An 18,545-nucleotide genomic window follows, 5' to 3' on the forward strand; every position below is an offset into this window, starting at 1 on the left:
AACCTCCTGTTTTTTGATATGTGTTATTTTACTTATTTCCATTATATTGAACATCATTACTGTATAACATGCACAAAACAAGATTCTATTTGTACTTTTTCGGACTACACTTTGAATACTTTTTAATTTGACTTTCCTATATTTTGTGTTAAAATTTCTAATAGTAACTAAATACAGAAAAGGAAGGTGATACCATGTTGAAACAAAAACGTTCTATACAATCCAGAATCTTCCTCTATAGTACCTTTATTACTGTTGTTATTTTACTCCTCTTCACAAGTATTATCTACGTCATCTCCTATAGGAACATTACAGAAAATATTAAAACCACCCAACAAAATCTACATTCCCAAATTAAGGGCAGTCTAACTTCTGAGATCGAATCGATGAACTCTATTTCCCTGAATTTTATCTATTCTAATATGGTAAAATCAAATTTCGATGAATATATCAAATTGGAACAGTCTATCGCGAATACAGATAAGACCCAAAGAAAATATCAAAAGAGACAGACGATTTACGATTTCGTTATCGCTATCTTAGGTCCCAATAACATGAACAACCAAATCAACATGTATTCCTTAGACGGATATCATATAGGGAGCGGCCTTATATCCAATTCGGGCATGGCATCACTTACCGATTTTCCATGGTATGACGAAGTATTGAAAAACAAGGGAAAAGCAACCTTCACTCAATTCGCCTCCTCCGGGAAAAAAGAAATGGTCTCTCTATCAAGAACCTTCTATAATTCCAACTACACTCTGGACGGAATCATAGAGATACAACGTCCTTATGATGAGTTCTACAAAGAAATTATGGATATAGAAAAATCGAACCCCAATTATACTCTTTACATTGTAGATTCCAATGACCAGCTCCTATATCCGGCACTGGACGACTCTAATACTTCCAAAGAGCTGATACAACTCATTTACCAAAATGAGATAGAACCGAATCTTCCCAATGTTACTTTCAGGGATAAGTTCCGGCAAAAAAAGATTCTTTACTGGGATACCATCGCCAAATCTAATTGGAAAATCATAATGGTTCTAAACTATCAGTCTATGTACAAGACTTTAAACGATTTTACGAAGGCTGCTATTTTCATGCTTCTCCTCTCCCTTTGCATGACTCTTACCTTTTCCCACCTGTCAGCAAAGAAGATATCCACTCCCATCCAATTGTTGAGCAAAGAGTTAGAGACAGTACATATTGATAACACTGGAACTTTTTCCTCTAATATTCAACTAGAAGACACCTCTATCTCTGAAATCAACACTCTTTACCACGGAATTAGCATTATGGAGCAGAAAATACACCAATCCCTTAGTGAACTGCTGGTAGCCCAAAAGCATGAGTTGGATGCAAAGTCTCTCGCTATGCAAAATCTAATGGGACCTCACTTTCTGTTCAATAGTTTAGCTGCAATCAGTGCCATGGCTATTACAGAGAAAAAGAAGGATATTCCCTTCTTCTGCCAAAACTTATCTTCATTGCTTCGCTATGCTTCCTCCAATCTCGGACATTCTGTACTGCTTAGAGAGGAAATAGAATTTGCCTTAAAATACGTCTATTGCATGGAAATAAAGTTCGACCATCTGATTCCCTGCCACATAGATATACCAACGAAATTAGAAACTGTCTCACTTCCTAAAATGACTTTACAGCCATTGATTGAAAATGCCTTTAAGTACGGGATGAACTCTATCGATACCTTTGAGATCACTATAGAAGGTGAGATGGTTCATGAGGGCTGGAGATTAAAGATAAAAGACAATGGATTTGGATTCGATCCCCTTATCCTTGATGGCATTAACGATGCAATTTCCTCCAAGTCTCCCGTCTCCTTCGAAAAAGGAATTGAGTTGGGAGGGATGGGAATCTGCAATATCTATCTGCGCTTGAAACAACTATATGGAGACCGCCTACTCTTTCAAATTCACAGCGATGAATCATCCGGAAGCGAAATATTAATAGGAGTGACTTACTTATGAAAAATAAAGAATTAAAGAAGTTTAGAATATTGATTGTAGAAGACGAAGTAATCGTAAGGAATAGCATTGTAAATATTTTAACGGAACATCAATATGATCTCGATTCTATCACATGTGCGGACAACGGATTCCAAGCTCTGGAATCCATCGACGAAAGACCTCCCCACATTGTCATTACGGATATTCGCATGCCGTTAATGGATGGATTAACTCTGTCAAGAGAGATTCACTACAGATATCCGGCAATTAAAGTCATTATCTTAACCGGATATAATGAATTCGAATACGCCAGAGAGGCCTTGAAAACAGGTGTGACTGATTATCTGTTAAAACCTATTGATGAGAAAGAGTTAATCCAATCCATGAATCAGGTTCTCATCTATTTGAATAATCATTACCACAAATTATACGCCCAAACCAGCCTTGCAGGGCATTCCTACACGCCACAGGAACTGGCGAAAATTAGTTTAGATTATTTAAAGCAACATTACACTACGAATCAATATCTAACAAATCTATCGAAGGAACTGGGATATACATCTGACTACTTAAGTAAAATCTTCAAAAAGACCCATGGAATCTCACCCAGCAAATACGTCACTGACCTGAGAATCTACCATGCCAAAATGCTATTAGAAGAGGATTCTAAGCTGAGTATGAAGGAGATTTCAGAACTGTTAGGATATACGGACCAGTTCTACTTTAGCCGTGTTTTTAAAAGTGTGACAGGGGTATACCCTAGCAACTACCAAAAACAAGTTCGCACGTAGCGGCGCATCCATTTAATGTAATAGAAGTACTTTCCTATTATGATTCGAGTGTCAAAAGCCTCTTGTATAAATTGATTTCGTCCATTTGCACCTATATTTTCCCTGTCTAAAGTGATACCTCATATTGTTTGATAAGCAACTGTATGAAGCCGTTGGTACTTAGACCACGTATTTTTGGTCAGGTCATATATTTTTATGACCTTTGTACCACTACGTGATTCATCCAAGCGAGAGCGTGTTGCTAGCAAATTATATGAGGTATCACTTTTTATTAGCATAAACTGTGCAAATGGATGAAATATATTTATAAGAAGGCTTTTGACACCCAAATGATAATACATAAAAACGCAGTCAGTTACTCACGTCCTGAGAAACTGGCTGCGTTTATTTATTCTTATACTAAGGCACTTCCACCGTCCACAATAATAAACTGTCCCTGTACATAGCTGGAAGCATCACTGGAAAGATAAAGAACTGTTCCATTCAATTCTCCGCGATTACCCGGACGCCCTGCAGGATTGGTATAATTATAAGCATTCAAGAATTCTTCGGATTTGAATAAGGTCCCGCTCGTCATTTCACTCTCAAAAAGTGCAGGTCCAATGGCATTCACTGTAATACCATATCTCGCATAGGAAGCCGCCATGCCTCTTGTCAAACCTACTACCGCTGCCTTGGATGAGTTGTAGGAATGTCTGATGAATACATCCATTTTATCCGCTATCAGCGCATTGATCGATGCAATATTGACAATTTTCCCATATCCCCTCTCCTTCATACGGGGGACAACATATTTACTCGCTAAAAAAATGCCTTTCACATTGGTATCAAAGGATTTGTCCCATTCTTCCACGGTCATGCTGTCCACACCGCCTCTTACCGCTATTCCGGCATTATTCAGCAAAATATCAATATGTCCGAAAAACTCCAAAACCTTACCGATTGCTGCTTTTACGCTTTCCTCGTCTGTAACATCGCAAGCTACTGCCATTGCTCTTTTGCCTATTTTCTCAATTTCAGCCTTTACTTCATCTAACTTCTCCACACGCCTTGCAAGTAATGCCACATCAGCTCCGGCCTTTGCATAAGCAAGCGCCGCATCCGCACCGAGCCCTGAACTAGCACCGGTTACTACCGCTACTTTTCCCGTTAAATCAAAAAAATTATCCATCCTTCCACATCCTTTCTTTGCTTATTTGAGTCTACATCTATTTTACCTCTCATCCTATGAAATATCTACTGGCTTTTGGCAAAAAGGACATGAAAGTTTTTACTCTCACATCCTTTGTTTTAATATATTTCTTTTATTCTTTTATTTCAAAATTATCCACAAATCTATGAAATCCCTCTATGAATCTATCCGCTCTAAGCATTCAATGAATTGATGATTGTGTATAGCTCGGAAAAATATCAGTCACAATAACCGGTATTAAAATCCACAGTATTCTTCAAAGCCTTTCCCGAAAGATAAGCTTTTAGGTTCGAAGCTGCAATTTCTACAATTTTATCCAATGTTTCCGGCAAATGATACTGTCCCGAAACATGAGGAGTAATGAACATATTCTGTTCCCGCCATAAGGGATGATCGCCGGGCAGCGGTTCAGGCTCAGTCACATCCACTCCTGCAGCTAATATTTCCTTATTTTTTAATGCCAGAAGCAATGCATCCTGATCAACGGCCGTGCCCCGTCCTGCATTCAAAAAAATACCGGATTTCTTCATGCTTTTAAAGAAAGCATTGCTGTATATATTCTGTGTGCTCGATGTACTGGGCAGCACCGATAGTATAATATCAGCCTTCGGCAAAATCTTTTCTAAATCTTCCATAAGATAAAGCTCATCTACCTGCTCAGGACAATCGCTCATCCGTCTTTTAACTCCGATTACATGAGCACCTAAAGCCTTAGCCATACCGGCAAAGTGCAGCCCTATATCACCCAGGCCAATAACCAGAACCGTTGCATCTGAAATCGATGTAACTGTTCCATAATCATTCCATCCACCTGTTGATCTGTCATCTCTGTAAAGATGTAACTTTTTCTGCATCATCAGAGCCATGGCAAACATATGCTCACCTACCGTTTTCCCATATGCCCCTCTGGCACTTAACAGAATCGTCTCCGGGGCAAGGACGCCCGAAATTATATATGGGTCCACACCGGCTGAACCCAACTGCAAAACTTCCAATCGGGACGACTGTTCAATATAACCAGCCGGGACATTGCCGATAATATAATCTGCTGCTTTCACTTCTTCAGCAGTTACCTCCTCCCAAGGAAGATACTGAAATTCACAGCCCGCTCCGGCCTGTTCTAACTTCTCCTTGTGATGCTCGTTCACCGGAAGAACCACTAAAACCTTTTTCATATTATAACCTTTATCCTTTCAAAATCCAGAGGCTTTGTGCATGGCACAAATCTCAAATTAAATATTTACAAAACTCACTACAGAAGTCAAAACCATCCTTTTTTCTTACAATAAAGAAGGCTGAGAATAACAAACACGATGCTTACAATAATTACAATCGGATAAGTTATCCCGAAGGCTAATTCAGGCATGCGAAGATTCATGCCATACCATCCAACAATCAACGTCAGAGGAAGGAAAATCGATGTTATAACAGTAAAGAAACGCATCGTTTCATTTAAACTAATATCCAATTGATTTTGAAAAGCCTCTCGTACCTGAGTAAGATAATCCCGTAAATTTAAAACTGTATTTAGCAGACGATTGGCCTTATTTTTATGCACACGGAAAATTTGTAACTGAGCTTTGGAGAAAAGATTGTTTTTATTATCCTCCAATTCTTCCAACAAATCATACAACGCTTCAAAATATCTCTTTAGAGCCAGAAGCTGCTTACGAAGCGCAATAATCGTTACCGAATGATCCTCCGGTTTTCTCAATGTAGATTGCTCTTCCAATGCTTCAATACGATTATCAATTTCCTCTAACAAATCTGCATCTTGCTTCAAAATATAACTAAATAAAATAGAAAGCATCTGTGCCGGTGAATTCCCATCACCATCGCATGAAGCAAACTCTGTTTCCAACTTTTCCAAAGTGCTGCTATCGCTCAATATCACCAGAAATTCACGGGTAATATATACTTCTATAAAAGTAGGGACCGAAGAAAGATTGTTAAAATCCGGCAAATGAATCGCAGCATAATCATATTCATTCCGGGATTCGAATCGGATGTCCTTGCTTTCCTCACCTGGAAAAATAGAGGCCACTTCAAGTCCTACTGCAGAAAGGGCGAGAGCACTTTGAGTAGAATTGGCGAGAATCGTTGCCGAACCTTTTATTGTATTGGGTTGGAAGTTATTTTCTGCTTGTTTGTTCAGGGAAATAATCATGTCTGTTGCCTCTTCTTTATCCAAATCAATTATAGATTCTTTTTTATATAATCATAAACTCTAAATACATGTAAAGCTTTTCTTTCATAATCCATGTATAAAACCTTGGATTGCGATTATATCCTAAGAAGTTTTGTACATCAGTTTCTCTAAAATGTCATTCCATTTATTCCAACGAATAATGCAATTAATTAAATTGTCGTGATATATCTCTTCATCAATATCCAACATCTGAAACAATATATGTCTATATAACAAGCTCATTTTATTGATATATAAAACCGATTCTTTTCCACTAAAGAATTTCTGCGTTTGCTTGCGCTTTATATGCATTATCCGATTTCTACTATTTACCATCATTGACAAAATCATCTCATAGTTTCTCTCTATCTCTATTCTAAAAATATCTACTCCATATTTGGTAATTAATGAATCCATGCAATTTTTAAGTGATGTTCCCCTCTTCCCAGGTTCTAATGATGTGAAATAATTTTTACGTACTTTTACAATCTCAATCAGTGGTTCTGACAGTTCAATCAAAAATGCACACTTCAAATCAATCGGCATACGACTATCACTTAGTGAATACAGATACATCTGATTTACAACATCGAGCTCATCTAATAATACTTCCCACCTTACATATAAATCCGATGTAATTACAGATTCATACCCTATTAAACAGTTCACTTTCGCTTTTGAAAAATCCGATGATTCAAAATAAGAAAGTCTATTATTCATCATGTGCTGTGCATAATTTTCGAGCTGAATTTCAGTATAAGTTACTGAATCAGAGAATTTCAATTCTGATAATTTAATAAAACACCCTTCAAATAGCATAAGGAGTCTTTCAATTCGTGTAAGAACCGTATACATTTCTAGTTGTGTTATTTCGTTCTCCGTAGCTATTGTAATAGTACGTATTCCACACTGCTCAATCTTGACAGTAATTGTGGTTTCTTTTTCAATATTAAATGATAAATTATGCGGTCCGCTCAAAAACAGATCCTTTTCTTGATAAATAGCCACTAACCGTTTACATGTAAATTCACTCTCCACTTAATCACCTACACTCTATCTATTTTTCTTTCCCATGATTCAATATAACCATCTACTGTTTCACCTAAAACTTCAATTACATTTTCATCCAATATACTGGTGATATAGTAACGGCTAGTTATCATTTTATCCTTTTTTCCCATGGGGTTTGTTCTCTCAATAAGAATTGATAAATACTTATTTCTTCTGTGACTCATCCTTATTAATAAATCGGCTCTTTCCCTTACCTTTGCCTTTAACTGCTACCACAACTTCCAATTCTCTTAATTTAGACATTATTTCAGACGCTGTTGAATCGGAACAATTTAAAATTTTTCTTACGTCCGATGCTCCAAACACCTGATTAGTCTCTATTTCATTATATATTCTCAAAATATTATCAATTGTTGGTTCGTTGTATTTGTATTTTTGAATCTCCGATTTTATCTTGTCAAAATCCAGCTTTTCATTTTGAATATCCGACTCTTTACTATCAATCTCCGGTTTTTCGATTCTAATCTCCGACTTTTTATCACCAATCTCCGGTTTCTTAATATTTGAATTACGAATAACTACCTGTAACATAAAAGCATTACTGTAATATTCTGGTGCTTGAAGACCTGCTGCTTCCAGTTCCTTACACATACGATCCACACCTTCACCATACTCTTTTACAAAACTATAGATTTTTAAAAATTCTGCAATCTTTGGATTTCTTGAAAAATGTGTGTGTCTTATGTTTTCTGCCCTTACAAGTCCTGGTAATCTACCCGGACTCTCAACAACCATACGGTTATCAAAAAGCTTAAGTTGTATATCTGTTCCGCGAATACTATAGTCCCTATGCGTAACTGCATTAACTACAATTTCTTGTCGTACAAATTTAGGATATTCTTCTTCGGTAACAAACTTTCCATCTTTCCCTAGATATGTTTTCTCTTTAATCTGAGTATCTAAAAATGCTATGGAATCATTAATCATTTTCAGAATATTTCCTTCAAAAATAACGTCCTTAATGACATTCATTTCAGTACCAAACTTTTCCTCAATTCCTTCATATCGAATAAACCGTACTCTAGCTCTTGGAAAATATAATTGTGGATTCTTGCCAAATAATAAAATTGCAGCTGAACTGACTTGGATATTCCCCTTCTTCTCTTTTACAAATCCTTTATTTTCTTTAAGATATTCTATGGGACTTTTCGAATATCCAATTTTTTGAATATATGCTTTAACAAATTCCATATCGATATCTTCGATATCTGCTTCTGGAACAGGCTTGTCTTCGAAAAATCTTTCTCCCTTGTCATACATTAGTTGTGTACGCTCTTCAAAAGTTAATTTCTTTGATTTATCTCCCACTCGCATGAAAACTTCATCTGCTTGATTTGCATGAACTTCTACACTTGGCTCAATATGCATTAAAGTAACATGATTCTCTCGTCCTTTTGAATCAATACATGGAATTGTTTCAATCTCCACCTTAACTGTTGGAACACAAAAATCAAATGGAACGCGCAAAAGCTCATTTAACTTTGATGTTTCAAAATCCACTCCTTCGACTCTACGAGTCTTATCCGATATCCCGATCGCAATCGTACCACCATCCGCATTTGCAAATGCCACAATGTGTATAGCCAATGCTTTGGGTTCAATACTTATACTTTTACGATCAAAAATCTGTTCCTCTTCGAAATGTAATACTTCATCTATATTCAACAGGCAACACTCCTTCCTACATAAATCTATTAATTACATTCATTTTTTCAATTGGTAGTTTATTTATCTCTCTATTAAATATCACTTCCTCTTGATTTATCCTGACTATGTAAGGTTCCAGCCATTCGATATCTTCAAATGTAAAACCATATCGCAACATCCATATTTCTTTTTCATTTTCCGTACCATATTTAATCAATTGCACCATTTTTTCAGCTCTATTGTCATTTGTTCTTTTATAGTATTCAGAAAATGTAGCAATATAAATATCACTTAATTTAAATCCGATAATTTTATCTAAATAGTCGTACGTATCAAATACAATTCTGTCGTAATCTACTGCAATAGCCCGTGTTTCTTTATTTCCAAACATGCTAAAAACCGGAAGTTGTTTATCTGGAATATCGGCATACCCTGTTACAAAAGCTGCATCCAAATGCTCCAGTTTTAATTTTGCCAAATATTTTTCAAATTCTGTACCATCATCAATGACTTTTTGCAATTGATCTCTCTCCTGCTTTTTACTTGCGTACGAATATCTATAGAAACAAATATCTTTAAAAGATTTGCAATGAATCTGCCATAGCAAAATTTTTATTGCTGTATTAAGAACATTTTTTTCACCAGCACACAAATCTCGTCCCAAATAATGCTCATATAACCCTATAAACTGTTCATAAAGCTCTAACTGGCACTGTTTATCCTCATTGATGGTGTTTAAACTGACTAATGTACCATTTCTATACATATCATCTAATATATTTTTAATTGTATTATCAGCATTAAAAGATCTTAATTTGTCTAACTGTTTTTCGGTAATATTATACTCATCAGAAAGTGTTCCATCTAATATAGCTTCTTTATACTCTTGTAAATCTTGTTCCAATTCTAAATCCTCTTCCAACATTGATACCGTTTCAAGTACTTCACCTTCATTAATAATATCCCTTAATTGAGACATGTTATTCTTTTTAACAACAATACTTCCATAATCAAATTTTTTATCTAACGATGAACGACCAGCTCGTCCTATTAAATTCTTTAATGATAATGGTTTACTAGCCTCAAAAGTATTTAGAAACACAATATCAAATGGCATATTTATTCCTTGTTCTAATGTAGATGTAGCAAAACAAATCCTGCAATAACCTGCTTGTGTAAACTGCTCTAATAACAGCCTGGCTTGTAATGGCAACGATCCATGATGAATTACTATTCCATGTTTCATCATATGAATCATCTGCGAATATCTTTCTGCCGCACTATCATCGTTTGCTCCTATATACTTCTTTATATGCTTTATATATTTTTTTGCATCTTTGTCAATAATCTCAGGACACATCTTAATATATCTACTAAATTGAGAAAATACCTTTTTATTATATATACTTGCCTTTGTTGTATATACCAAGATACTTCCTTGCTTTTTTATTGCTTCTTCTAATGGATCATAGCAACACAGATGTTTTTGGTTTCCCATAATATCCTTGTTAATACCAAAATGATAATACTTTCCTCCATCTAATGCATAAAACATCTGACCAACGTTTCTGAATTTATAGCATTTTGCACTTGAATTATTTGTATTGAAATGATTTTTAACAATCTGTGCATCAGGATTTTCAACAAATGGATGTGCAAAAACAAATTTAGAATCTGGATAGGCTTTTTGTGCTCTTCTTATAATACTATCAAAAAATAATCCTCTAGACGATTTTTCATTACTTAACTGCGCCTCATCAAATAAAAAAATATCGACAACAAATTCATCCTTTTTCTTAAATAGTTCTTTGCATCTCTCTGGTGTAACAATAAACACATTTCGTTTTGCCTTTTTAACATTAATCTTATCAATAAAAGTAAGTATATTTACGCTCTTATCCTCAATAAATTTACATAACGAATAATAATATTCATTTATTAATGCTCTTGATGGAACAACTATTACAACATCATGATTTGAACTATATATTATGTTTCTAAATACATAGGATTTTCCTGTGCTTGTGGGAGCTGAAAAACTAAAACAATTATTATCCGCTATACCGTCTACTATATTTGCCTGAACAGGTGTATATGTATGATTATATGTTTCTTTTATATGTTTTGAATACATACCAAATATAACTTCCGGCAAACATTCAGTATTAGTGTTTTTGTAATACAACCCCATATATTTTAATATACGATTTTGCCACTTGATAAATTGATTAGATTGGTATATTGATAGGTAACATAATACTTCCATATTAGTAATACTATCTGGTCCATTTTTATATATGTCAGACACAACATGTTCCATGATCTGTTCGATTTCTTCACCTTCAATAATTTTCTTTATTATATTATTCATATGTTCACCGCCAAATACAAAACTTCTTTATTTTCTGCAATATTAGTATAATGGCTATTTGAAACAATACCTTTAATAATCGTTTCAGATGAAGTTCCTTTAGATGCAAATGCTATCGCATATGCTTTGTCACCATTATTTGCATAATCCAAAGATTCATCCTCAAAGAATTTATCAATATCATTCAAGTCTGACAAATCCTGACCTTCTCTAATAAATCTATCAACCTGTTCCATTCCAACTCCATATGCATTATTTCTTGAATTGTATTTTGCTTCTCCGAAGATAATAATATTATCGTTATTAGCAGAATAAAAATCGAATCCAGGATTACCAGATACTTGTTCCTTAAAAAGTTCCGCCAATGGTACGTCTAAATATTTCATTTGACTGACTAGTGCCTTTCTTGCTAGTTCAGATACCACATACTCCCCTGAATCTTTTGTAATTACATCATCAATATTCTTTTGAATTTTATCTGCCAAGTATTTTGCTGACTCGTCCGCTCGTTTGAAAAAACAATTTCTTACATACGTTTTATCAAATCTTGAAATCCACGACATATCCGAGAGAGATGAAATTATGTCCCTAAGTGTAACAGAAATATCTTCTGGTTCAATTCGTATATATGTAATATTATCGTAATTTTGTGTATCTATTCTTTTACACTCAAGAATTTTCATAATCGCACCCCTCCGCACCACTCTACAAATACACGTCTCTCACCAACTCCATTATCTTATCTGTAAGACTATTCAAATTATTTTCTTCAGCCATTGAGCTAATTTCTTCCTTACCACCAAAACACTTTCTCAAAACTACACTCACTACTTTTTCATCTGTAAGTTCTTGTTCAGATAAGTCTTTAATAATCTTCTCAATCTCAATTGCTACATCAGCGATCTGATTACACTTCTCATTAGAATTTCCGATATCCTCTGCCACCATACTGCCACTTTCTTTTTCATACGGATTAAAACCATAAAATGCACTGCATGCAATAGGGCAAATTGTATCGTAAATTATTTTTGCTCCCAATTCTCTTTTTATCTGTCGAGGATATATTAATTTTCCCTTTTCTGATTCCATTTCCAGTTTTTCTTCTGCTATCTTGCTTGGCTTTGTAATTCTTTGCAGATAAGCCAACATACGATTTGCAAAATTCTGATTAAATGTTGATTCTTGCACTATATTTGGTATATACTGTGTAATCTTGTTCTCCTCAATTTCTTTATTTGACAGATATATATTATACATTTCTGATGCACACAGCTTAACCACAGCAATATTTTCTAGATTCTTGTCGGTAATGGTATGTAGCATTTTCATTTCTACATATCCGTATTCTGATTCTGATTTTTCCTGTGGACAGAAAAACATATTCTGAACATATTTATAGCCTTGTTTTGCAATGAATTCGCCAAATGCCAATTGATATAAATATTGCTTGGTAACATCTCCAACCCCAGGCTGCCCTACTGCTTTCCATTCATTTTTCTTTAATTCAAAATCAATGCAATAGTACTTTGCATCATATATGCCAAAACAATATTGCTTCTTTTCAATATCTACTGGATATATGCAAATTAGATCAGGGCGCAAGGTTTCTTCCTTAGCAGGTCCTGCTGGAGGATTATTTCTATACCAAACTGGTTTATCAATTATGCTTCTTAATGTTTCGTTTTTTATAGATTCGTACTCAGGAGCTGGTCCCAGTGGAAGACTTTCTATTTTTTCATCTAAAACACTTCCGAAATTATTTGAACATACTTTTTCCCAAATCAGATTAAAAGAATTTGTTCCATATAAACTATAACTTATGTTTTCTTTATTTGATTTATCATTTGCAACATACGTATATAACGTTTTAAGAAGATTCTGTTTTCTTGTCATATACTGGGTTTGAATTTCATTTTGCAATCTATATAAAATATAATCAGTATCACCAAAATCGATTAATGTGGTATCCGTCAATTCAACATGTGCGATTTCAAACAATTCCAATAGTCCCGTTTCTTTTAGTTCTTTTGAACATACCGACAAAATACATTCATGCAAGCGTTTAAAAAAATCTAAATCATTATCAACAATGTTCTGTGTTTGCAACTCAACATAATATGGTCTGTTATTTTGAATCAACGCATATGTCTCATTAATTGTCTTATCCCACAAAATTTCCCCATCACCGTTTGTTTCAATGATTTCATGTTGATTTGTATAAAGACCATATAAAAAATATTCCTCTAACAAATGCAGTGATACTGCCAGCTTATTAAAAATTTTACTGTCATCTTCTCCATTGTATAGATAAATTAGCTGTTCATTTGAATTGTATTTTTTAATCACCTTAAGAACCTGCTTAAGTTCTTCCAATGGTGCATCACTTGACCGTATGTATTTCGGATAACATTTAAAAACTCGTCCTTCAAGAAGAACCACGCCTACGTAATCAAATACATATTCAATATCTCCAGTATTGTCTACCACATCCGTCAACACAATATCTTCGTTTGATATATCTTCAAATTCTGGTTTACTTCTTTTAATTGCTTTTACAACTCCATATTTCTTAAGTATTCCAACAAGGCGTTTGGTCTCTTCACCGTTTTCTTTAAGAATTTCTGAAATCCTTTGCAATGTGTAATGTTTTCTTTCACGAAGGAAACCTTTCGCCATGCTCTTCACCTCTATTCTTGTAACGTTTTTTCAACATACTGGAGATCAGAAATTCCAAATATTTTTTCACCATCAGTTTCAAAAGCTTCGCAAATTTTAGAAAATAACTTTCTTTCTTTACACCCTGGGAATATTTTCTCAGGACGCATTTTCATGACATCTTCAAATAAGTACATAATCACTTTACTTTCAAACGATTTAACAAAATTATCTTTTGCCTCTTCATCTCTAAGAGCATTTTCTAATACTGATTTTGAGATAAAAAATGGTCCAAGTAGTTTGTCCTCATTTATTCTATTTTCTTCTTGAGATAGAATAGAATTAATTCTTTTACGTAATTCATTCCAATATACATATTTTCTGTTTTCCCCTATTCCAATAGGTATAACATATTCTGTGACTTCGTCTTCTTCCTCATCTATTCCAATATATTCAAATTCCCATCTTCTTTTAAATGCAGTATCCATAGGAAATACTCCTTGATCAGCACTATTCATAGTAGCCCAGATGAACATATTTCTTGGAATACACATATGAGTACATTGTTCCATCTGTGATTTATCACATTCAGTTATTAACTTCTTATCATATAATGTTTTTAATAAATGATTACGTATATCTTTGCTTGTACCAATTCTATATTCACTAATTCCTTTTTTACGATCAAGCAACTGAAATATGTCACCAAAAACTGCTGCAATATTTGCTCTATTGATCTCCTCAATAAGCAACAAATAATTTTCGTTAGGATTATTCAAAGCCTTTGTGTAGATTCTCATAAATGGTCCTGGCACATATTCATATCGTATTTCTGTTTCTCCTACCCCCTGCACAGGTTTATATGTACCAACAAATTGAGCATAAGAATAGTTTGGATGAAAAGTTACTCTTTCATAATTTTCTTTAAATAATTCACTGTTTTTCTCTAACCTATGACTTTTACCTGTCCCAGGTGCACCAAAAACAATTCGATTGTATGCATACTTCCTAAATATGTTTTCTTCTTCACTTTCTTCAGTTTCTTCAATTAACGCAACACTTTGAATCCGTTTAATGCCATGAAGCATTTCTCTGTTGGCAAAATAAATCCCAATATTTTCTGCCGTAAATATTACTTCTTTTAATTCAGAATCTGGATCCGAAAATATTCCATATTTTCTTGCTCTGTGTAGATTTCTACATGAAACTCTATAACTCTTTTGTCCATCTCCAATTACCTCTTCTGGGAAAGCAATATATAATGATTTATCAACACTTTCTCCTTCAACAAACGAGTATCTTGCTAGAATAGTCTTATTCACCAATTTTTCATAATACAAATTTCCTTGGCAACGTAACTTCACTGAGTTAGTATGGTCTTTTAAATTGCTGGTTACAACCTTATCATCACCCTTTTTTCCGTTCTCTCGAGTATCTTTCTGAACCGTCAAAAAGGCAATATTATACTCATTAATATTTTCATGGAAATCTTTCTCCAATTCTCTATCCATCTGCGGATCACTATTCCAATCGTCTTTAGATTTCATATTAATTCTGTAATATGGTCCTTCTGAATTATCATAACTACCTGGTAATATCTCATAACATTTCTCTGCATATGCAAATAATCTTTTTAAGCTTTCTAGATTAACTTGGGACTTAATTGTCTGATCCCATACTAAATTATAATCATAATCAATTTGCCATCTTTTTCCATCATCAACATTTTTTTGTTCATCACTCATTAAAGTACTCCTCCCTTATTTCGCTGGCAATTATTTCAGCCATTTTAGATGGAACTGCATTTCCAATCTGTCTCCATTGCTCTTTAAAATCTCCGACTAATTCATACTCATCTGGAAATGTTTGAATTCTTTTTACTTCTTCTATTCTCAAGAATCGGTTTTTCCAATGAAATGGTCCCTGATTATTTGAAAAACTTGCTTGTAAAGTCCATGAAGGTCTATTGGGACTAAGTTTCAGTAAAAAGGTCCAATATCTGGATTTCCATTTAAACTTAGGATTTTTGCAGCCTCTTTTTTCTGTATAATATAAATAATTATCTCCTGGTGGTATATTAACAAGTAGATCATAATCTTTTGATCCCGGTCTCTGTAATTTTTCATCTTCTGTAATACTATCAAACTCACCTATAACATCCCCACATGTTACCCAAGACAACGTACCTTCAACCTTTGCGTTTTCTGAATGGGTTTCATTTGGAAAATTAAATTCACCCTTTAGATCTTCTCTTACTCCTACACAAATAAATCGTTTTCTGGTCTGCGGAATTCCATAGTTAGCACAATTAACAACTCTATATGTTATCTTATATCCCAATTTTTGGCTTTTCTCTTTAAGGAAGTCAAATGCTTCCGTATGTGTTTTAAATGCAAAACCATCCACATTTTCAAATAAGAACACTTTAGGTCTTATTTCATCTATTGCTCTAAAATATTCTGGCACTGCAAATCCAGCCTTTTCATCATCCAAGCCATTTGCTTTTCCCACTAAGTAATGACGCGTTTGACTATATGGTGGACATGGAGGTCCACCAATTATACAATCTATCTCACCGTGCGTATCTTTTATTTTTGCAAAATTTATATTTCTAACATCATCACATACAACTTCCTCTGCAATTCTATTTTTTTTTAATGTGTCACACGCAATTTGCCAAACATCAGATGCAAAAACTGTGTAAAATCCTGCTTTTTTAAATCCAATATCTAACCCACCAGCTCCCGAAAATAAGCTTACAACTTTTGGTTTATTCATTATATCCACCTACATAATTCTTCTATAATTTTCTTTGCCAATAATGGTGGCACTGCATTTCCTATCTGTTTTCTCACTGATCGTTCACTACCAGAAAAAACATAATCATCTGGAAATGTTTGAATTGCTGCACATTCTCTGGTTGACAATCTTCTATTGTTCCAATGAAATGGTCCTTCCCAATGTCCTGGACTAGCAATAATTGTCCATGAAGGATTTAATGGATGAAGTTTTAACAGTGAACTCCAATATCTTTTTCCTGCCTCAAATATAGGATCTGGATAACCAGCTTTTTCTGATAGTGCTATATAATTTTTACCTGGTGGTACACAAGTAAGCTCGTGTTCCCATTTTCCACTTGTTTCTACTTGATCTTGTTTGTAATAACAAGGTTCATCAAATTTTCCTATCCAATCTATCACTCTCTCATATGGCAATAAACTTGAATCATTAGCTATTGCTTTGAGATCACCATGTGTTGCATGTATAACCGCATTAATCCTTTTCTTAGAGGCAATAAAAAACACACGCTTTCTCTTTTGTGGTATGCCGTAATCAGCAGCATTAATTTTTAGCATAGTATAATTGTATCCTAATTGCTGAGTATTGTTTACAATCATGTCTACAGCTTCTGTGTTTGAAGGATGTAAGATACTTTCAACATTTTCAAGAACAAAGCCATCTGGCATTATTTCAGATATCAATCTAAAATATGATCCAATCATATTTCTAGGATCATCATTCGCTTTTCTATTCTCATTTTTCACCCAATAACCAGCTTTTGAAAATGGTTGACATGGTGGTCCACCTACAAGCACTAACTTTTCTGGATTGCTTTTATTTATGATATTTAAATAGTCTGAACCCTTTACATTCGTAATATCTTCATGTGTATGCAGAATATGATTAAAAAATAGATTTTTTCTTAATGTATTGACGCTGTCTTCATAAAAATCAAGACTTGATAATACTTTTACACCGGCCAACTGCGTTCCTATGTCCAATCCTCCACATCCTGAAAAGAAACTGATTGCATGAGTTCCAGAATCTTCAAATAAATGCCGTTTATCGTTACAGGTATACCCTTTATGTTCATACGGAATCAATATATTTCCTTTTCCGTCAATTTCAAAATCACACAAAAATTCATCTAATTGTGTTTTTGTAATGTTTCTCAAATATTCACTTTTTAATTTGTAAATTGAATTCATATAGTTCTCCATCTATGCTTTTTTCCATATTCCTCTTTTAGGATTATAGATCTTACCTTGTTTTTTTAATTCTGTTCTAACCCATCTCATCCGATAATCATATGCAGTTCCGATTCCACTCTCATCCTCAGTTTTTAAATATTCTTCTGTTAACTGTAATAATATCGCAACTTGATCGTTTATATCTTTGGTTGTATATTCTTTATTTTCATCTGCTAAAACCTTTAATGTTGCTTCACACAATTCGGTTTTTGTTGGTCCAATAACTCCTTTACGCATTATAATTCCTCCAATTTTTACTGTAATGCACTTTTCCCACTCTTAACCCACTCATCAATTTCAGAAAATTTAAATTTCCATAATCTGCCAACTTTGTGAGCAGGAATAGCCGATTTTTTTATCCAGCTTCTAATTGTATCTTTTGTTACACCCAGATACTCTGCTGTCTCTTCTAGGCTAGACCATTTTTCATTGATTTCAGACATTTTTAATCCTCCATATTCTGGACTTTTGCATAATAACTCCATGGATTATTATATCTCAAACTATGATTAATAACAACTTTTTAATTATTTAAATATGGTTTAATATGATTTATCGGTATGTTTTAAAATAATAAATCTAAAACCCGTCCGAAAAGTAAAAAATTAAATTCCACCTTTTTA

The 18,545-nt window shown here is 34.1% G+C and carries 16 protein-coding genes; 2 read left to right on the forward strand and 14 right to left on the reverse strand.

Going from position 1 to position 18,545, the window contains the following annotated elements; translation table 11 throughout:
* Positions 1 to 194: 194 nt before the first annotated feature.
* Both RBB56_RS06975 and RBB56_RS06980 read left to right on the forward strand, forming a co-directional pair.
* On the forward strand, positions 195 to 1,997 hold the full coding sequence (locus RBB56_RS06975; protein ID WP_306721659.1) for a sensor histidine kinase: 1,803 nt from the start codon (positions 195 to 197) through the stop codon (positions 1,995 to 1,997).
* The gene (locus RBB56_RS06980; protein WP_306721660.1) at positions 1,994 to 2,767 is read left to right on the forward strand and encodes a response regulator transcription factor; all 774 of its coding nucleotides are present in this window, start codon (positions 1,994 to 1,996) and stop codon (positions 2,765 to 2,767) included. Before RBB56_RS06975 ends, RBB56_RS06980 begins: the two co-directional genes overlap by 4 nt.
* Before the next feature lie 394 nt (positions 2,768 to 3,161).
* Here RBB56_RS06980 and RBB56_RS06985 read toward each other — a convergent pair whose 3' ends face one another.
* The 14 genes from RBB56_RS06985 to RBB56_RS07050 form a co-directional block, all read right to left on the reverse strand.
* Entirely contained in the window at positions 3,162 to 3,938 is a 777-nt protein-coding gene (locus RBB56_RS06985; protein ID WP_306721661.1) for an SDR family NAD(P)-dependent oxidoreductase, read from the reverse strand.
* A 239-nt stretch (positions 3,939 to 4,177) separates the two neighbouring features.
* Positions 4,178 to 5,134: a D-2-hydroxyacid dehydrogenase gene (locus RBB56_RS06990; protein ID WP_306721662.1), complete on the reverse strand. Its 957-nt coding sequence runs from the start codon at positions 5,132 to 5,134 to the stop codon at positions 4,178 to 4,180.
* A gap of 86 nt (positions 5,135 to 5,220) precedes the next feature.
* Positions 5,221 to 6,126: a magnesium transporter CorA family protein gene (locus tag RBB56_RS06995; RefSeq protein ID WP_306721663.1), complete on the reverse strand. Its 906-nt coding sequence runs from the start codon at positions 6,124 to 6,126 to the stop codon at positions 5,221 to 5,223.
* Positions 6,127 to 6,249: 123 nt separating this feature from the next.
* Positions 6,250 to 7,185 carry a HEPN domain-containing protein gene (locus RBB56_RS07000; protein ID WP_306721664.1) on the reverse strand — a complete coding sequence of 312 codons (936 nt, stop codon included), beginning with the start codon at positions 7,183 to 7,185 and terminating at the stop codon, positions 6,250 to 6,252.
* A gap of 8 nt (positions 7,186 to 7,193) precedes the next feature.
* Positions 7,194 to 7,328 carry a hypothetical protein gene (locus tag RBB56_RS07005; protein ID WP_306721665.1) on the reverse strand — a complete coding sequence of 45 codons (135 nt, stop codon included), beginning with the start codon at positions 7,326 to 7,328 and terminating at the stop codon, positions 7,194 to 7,196.
* Between the two features lie 34 nt (positions 7,329 to 7,362).
* Positions 7,363 to 8,883: an ATP-binding protein gene (locus RBB56_RS07010; RefSeq protein ID WP_306721666.1), complete on the reverse strand. Its 1,521-nt coding sequence runs from the start codon at positions 8,881 to 8,883 to the stop codon at positions 7,363 to 7,365.
* A 16-nt stretch (positions 8,884 to 8,899) separates the two neighbouring features.
* Positions 8,900 to 11,236, reverse strand: a complete 2,337-nt coding sequence (locus RBB56_RS07015; protein WP_306721667.1) for a DEAD/DEAH box helicase — start codon at positions 11,234 to 11,236, stop codon at positions 8,900 to 8,902.
* A complete protein-coding gene (locus RBB56_RS07020) occupies positions 11,233 to 11,919 on the reverse strand; it encodes a hypothetical protein (RefSeq protein WP_306721668.1) in 687 nt (228 codons plus the stop codon). The genes RBB56_RS07015 and RBB56_RS07020 overlap by 4 nt, the downstream gene beginning before the upstream one ends.
* A gap of 22 nt (positions 11,920 to 11,941) precedes the next feature.
* Positions 11,942 to 13,912, reverse strand: coding sequence for an LlaJI family restriction endonuclease (locus tag RBB56_RS07025; protein ID WP_306721669.1), 1,971 nt, complete (start codon positions 13,910 to 13,912; stop codon positions 11,942 to 11,944).
* An 11-nt stretch (positions 13,913 to 13,923) separates the two neighbouring features.
* On the reverse strand, positions 13,924 to 15,636 hold the full coding sequence (locus tag RBB56_RS07030; protein WP_306721670.1) for an AAA family ATPase: 1,713 nt from the start codon (positions 15,634 to 15,636) through the stop codon (positions 13,924 to 13,926).
* Complete coding sequence (locus RBB56_RS07035; protein ID WP_306721671.1) at positions 15,629 to 16,669, reverse strand: DNA cytosine methyltransferase; 1,041 nt, start codon at positions 16,667 to 16,669, stop codon at positions 15,629 to 15,631. The genes RBB56_RS07030 and RBB56_RS07035 overlap by 8 nt, the downstream gene beginning before the upstream one ends.
* Positions 16,669 to 17,892 (reverse strand): DNA cytosine methyltransferase, encoded by a 1,224-nt coding sequence (locus RBB56_RS07040; protein ID WP_306721672.1) that lies wholly within the window; start codon positions 17,890 to 17,892, stop codon positions 16,669 to 16,671. Before RBB56_RS07040 ends, RBB56_RS07035 begins: the two co-directional genes overlap by 1 nt.
* Positions 17,893 to 18,159 (reverse strand): winged helix-turn-helix domain-containing protein, encoded by a 267-nt coding sequence (locus tag RBB56_RS07045; RefSeq protein ID WP_306721673.1) that lies wholly within the window; start codon positions 18,157 to 18,159, stop codon positions 17,893 to 17,895.
* A gap of 17 nt (positions 18,160 to 18,176) precedes the next feature.
* Positions 18,177 to 18,365 carry a helix-turn-helix domain-containing protein gene (locus RBB56_RS07050; protein WP_306721674.1) on the reverse strand — a complete coding sequence of 63 codons (189 nt, stop codon included), beginning with the start codon at positions 18,363 to 18,365 and terminating at the stop codon, positions 18,177 to 18,179.
* Positions 18,366 to 18,545 lie beyond the last annotated feature (180 nt).

The organism is Kineothrix sp. MB12-C1 (assembly GCF_030863805.1).
Classification (GTDB): domain Bacteria; phylum Bacillota; class Clostridia; order Lachnospirales; family Lachnospiraceae; genus Kineothrix.

What these genes read in the sequence shown, in the direction of transcription:
- RBB56_RS07025 (WP_306721669.1), bottom strand. Translation starts at nt 13,912, where the DNA reads ATGGCGAAAGGTTTCCTTCGTGAAAGAAAACATTACACATTGCAAAGG.
- RBB56_RS06990 (WP_306721662.1), bottom strand. Translation starts at nt 5,134, where the DNA reads ATGAAAAAGGTTTTAGTGGTTCTTCCGGTGAACGAGCATCACAAGGAG.
- RBB56_RS07030 (WP_306721670.1), bottom strand. Translation starts at nt 15,636, where the DNA reads ATGAGTGATGAACAAAAAAATGTTGATGATGGAAAAAGATGGCAAATT.
- RBB56_RS07015 (WP_306721667.1), bottom strand. Translation starts at nt 11,236, where the DNA reads ATGAATAATATAATAAAGAAAATTATTGAAGGTGAAGAAATCGAACAG.
- RBB56_RS07005 (WP_306721665.1), bottom strand. Translation starts at nt 7,328, where the DNA reads ATGGGAAAAAAGGATAAAATGATAACTAGCCGTTACTATATCACCAGT.
- RBB56_RS06975 (WP_306721659.1), top strand. Translation starts at nt 195, where the DNA reads ATGTTGAAACAAAAACGTTCTATACAATCCAGAATCTTCCTCTATAGT.
- RBB56_RS07045 (WP_306721673.1), bottom strand. Translation starts at nt 18,159, where the DNA reads ATGCGTAAAGGAGTTATTGGACCAACAAAAACCGAATTGTGTGAAGCA.
- RBB56_RS07035 (WP_306721671.1), bottom strand. Translation starts at nt 16,669, where the DNA reads ATGAATAAACCAAAAGTTGTAAGCTTATTTTCGGGAGCTGGTGGGTTA.
- RBB56_RS06995 (WP_306721663.1), bottom strand. Translation starts at nt 6,126, where the DNA reads ATGATTATTTCCCTGAACAAACAAGCAGAAAATAACTTCCAACCCAAT.
- RBB56_RS07040 (WP_306721672.1), bottom strand. Translation starts at nt 17,892, where the DNA reads ATGGAGAACTATATGAATTCAATTTACAAATTAAAAAGTGAATATTTG.
- RBB56_RS06985 (WP_306721661.1), bottom strand. Translation starts at nt 3,938, where the DNA reads ATGGATAATTTTTTTGATTTAACGGGAAAAGTAGCGGTAGTAACCGGT.
- RBB56_RS07020 (WP_306721668.1), bottom strand. Translation starts at nt 11,919, where the DNA reads ATGAAAATTCTTGAGTGTAAAAGAATAGATACACAAAATTACGATAAT.
- RBB56_RS06980 (WP_306721660.1), top strand. Translation starts at nt 1,994, where the DNA reads ATGAAAAATAAAGAATTAAAGAAGTTTAGAATATTGATTGTAGAAGAC.
- RBB56_RS07050 (WP_306721674.1), bottom strand. Translation starts at nt 18,365, where the DNA reads ATGTCTGAAATCAATGAAAAATGGTCTAGCCTAGAAGAGACAGCAGAG.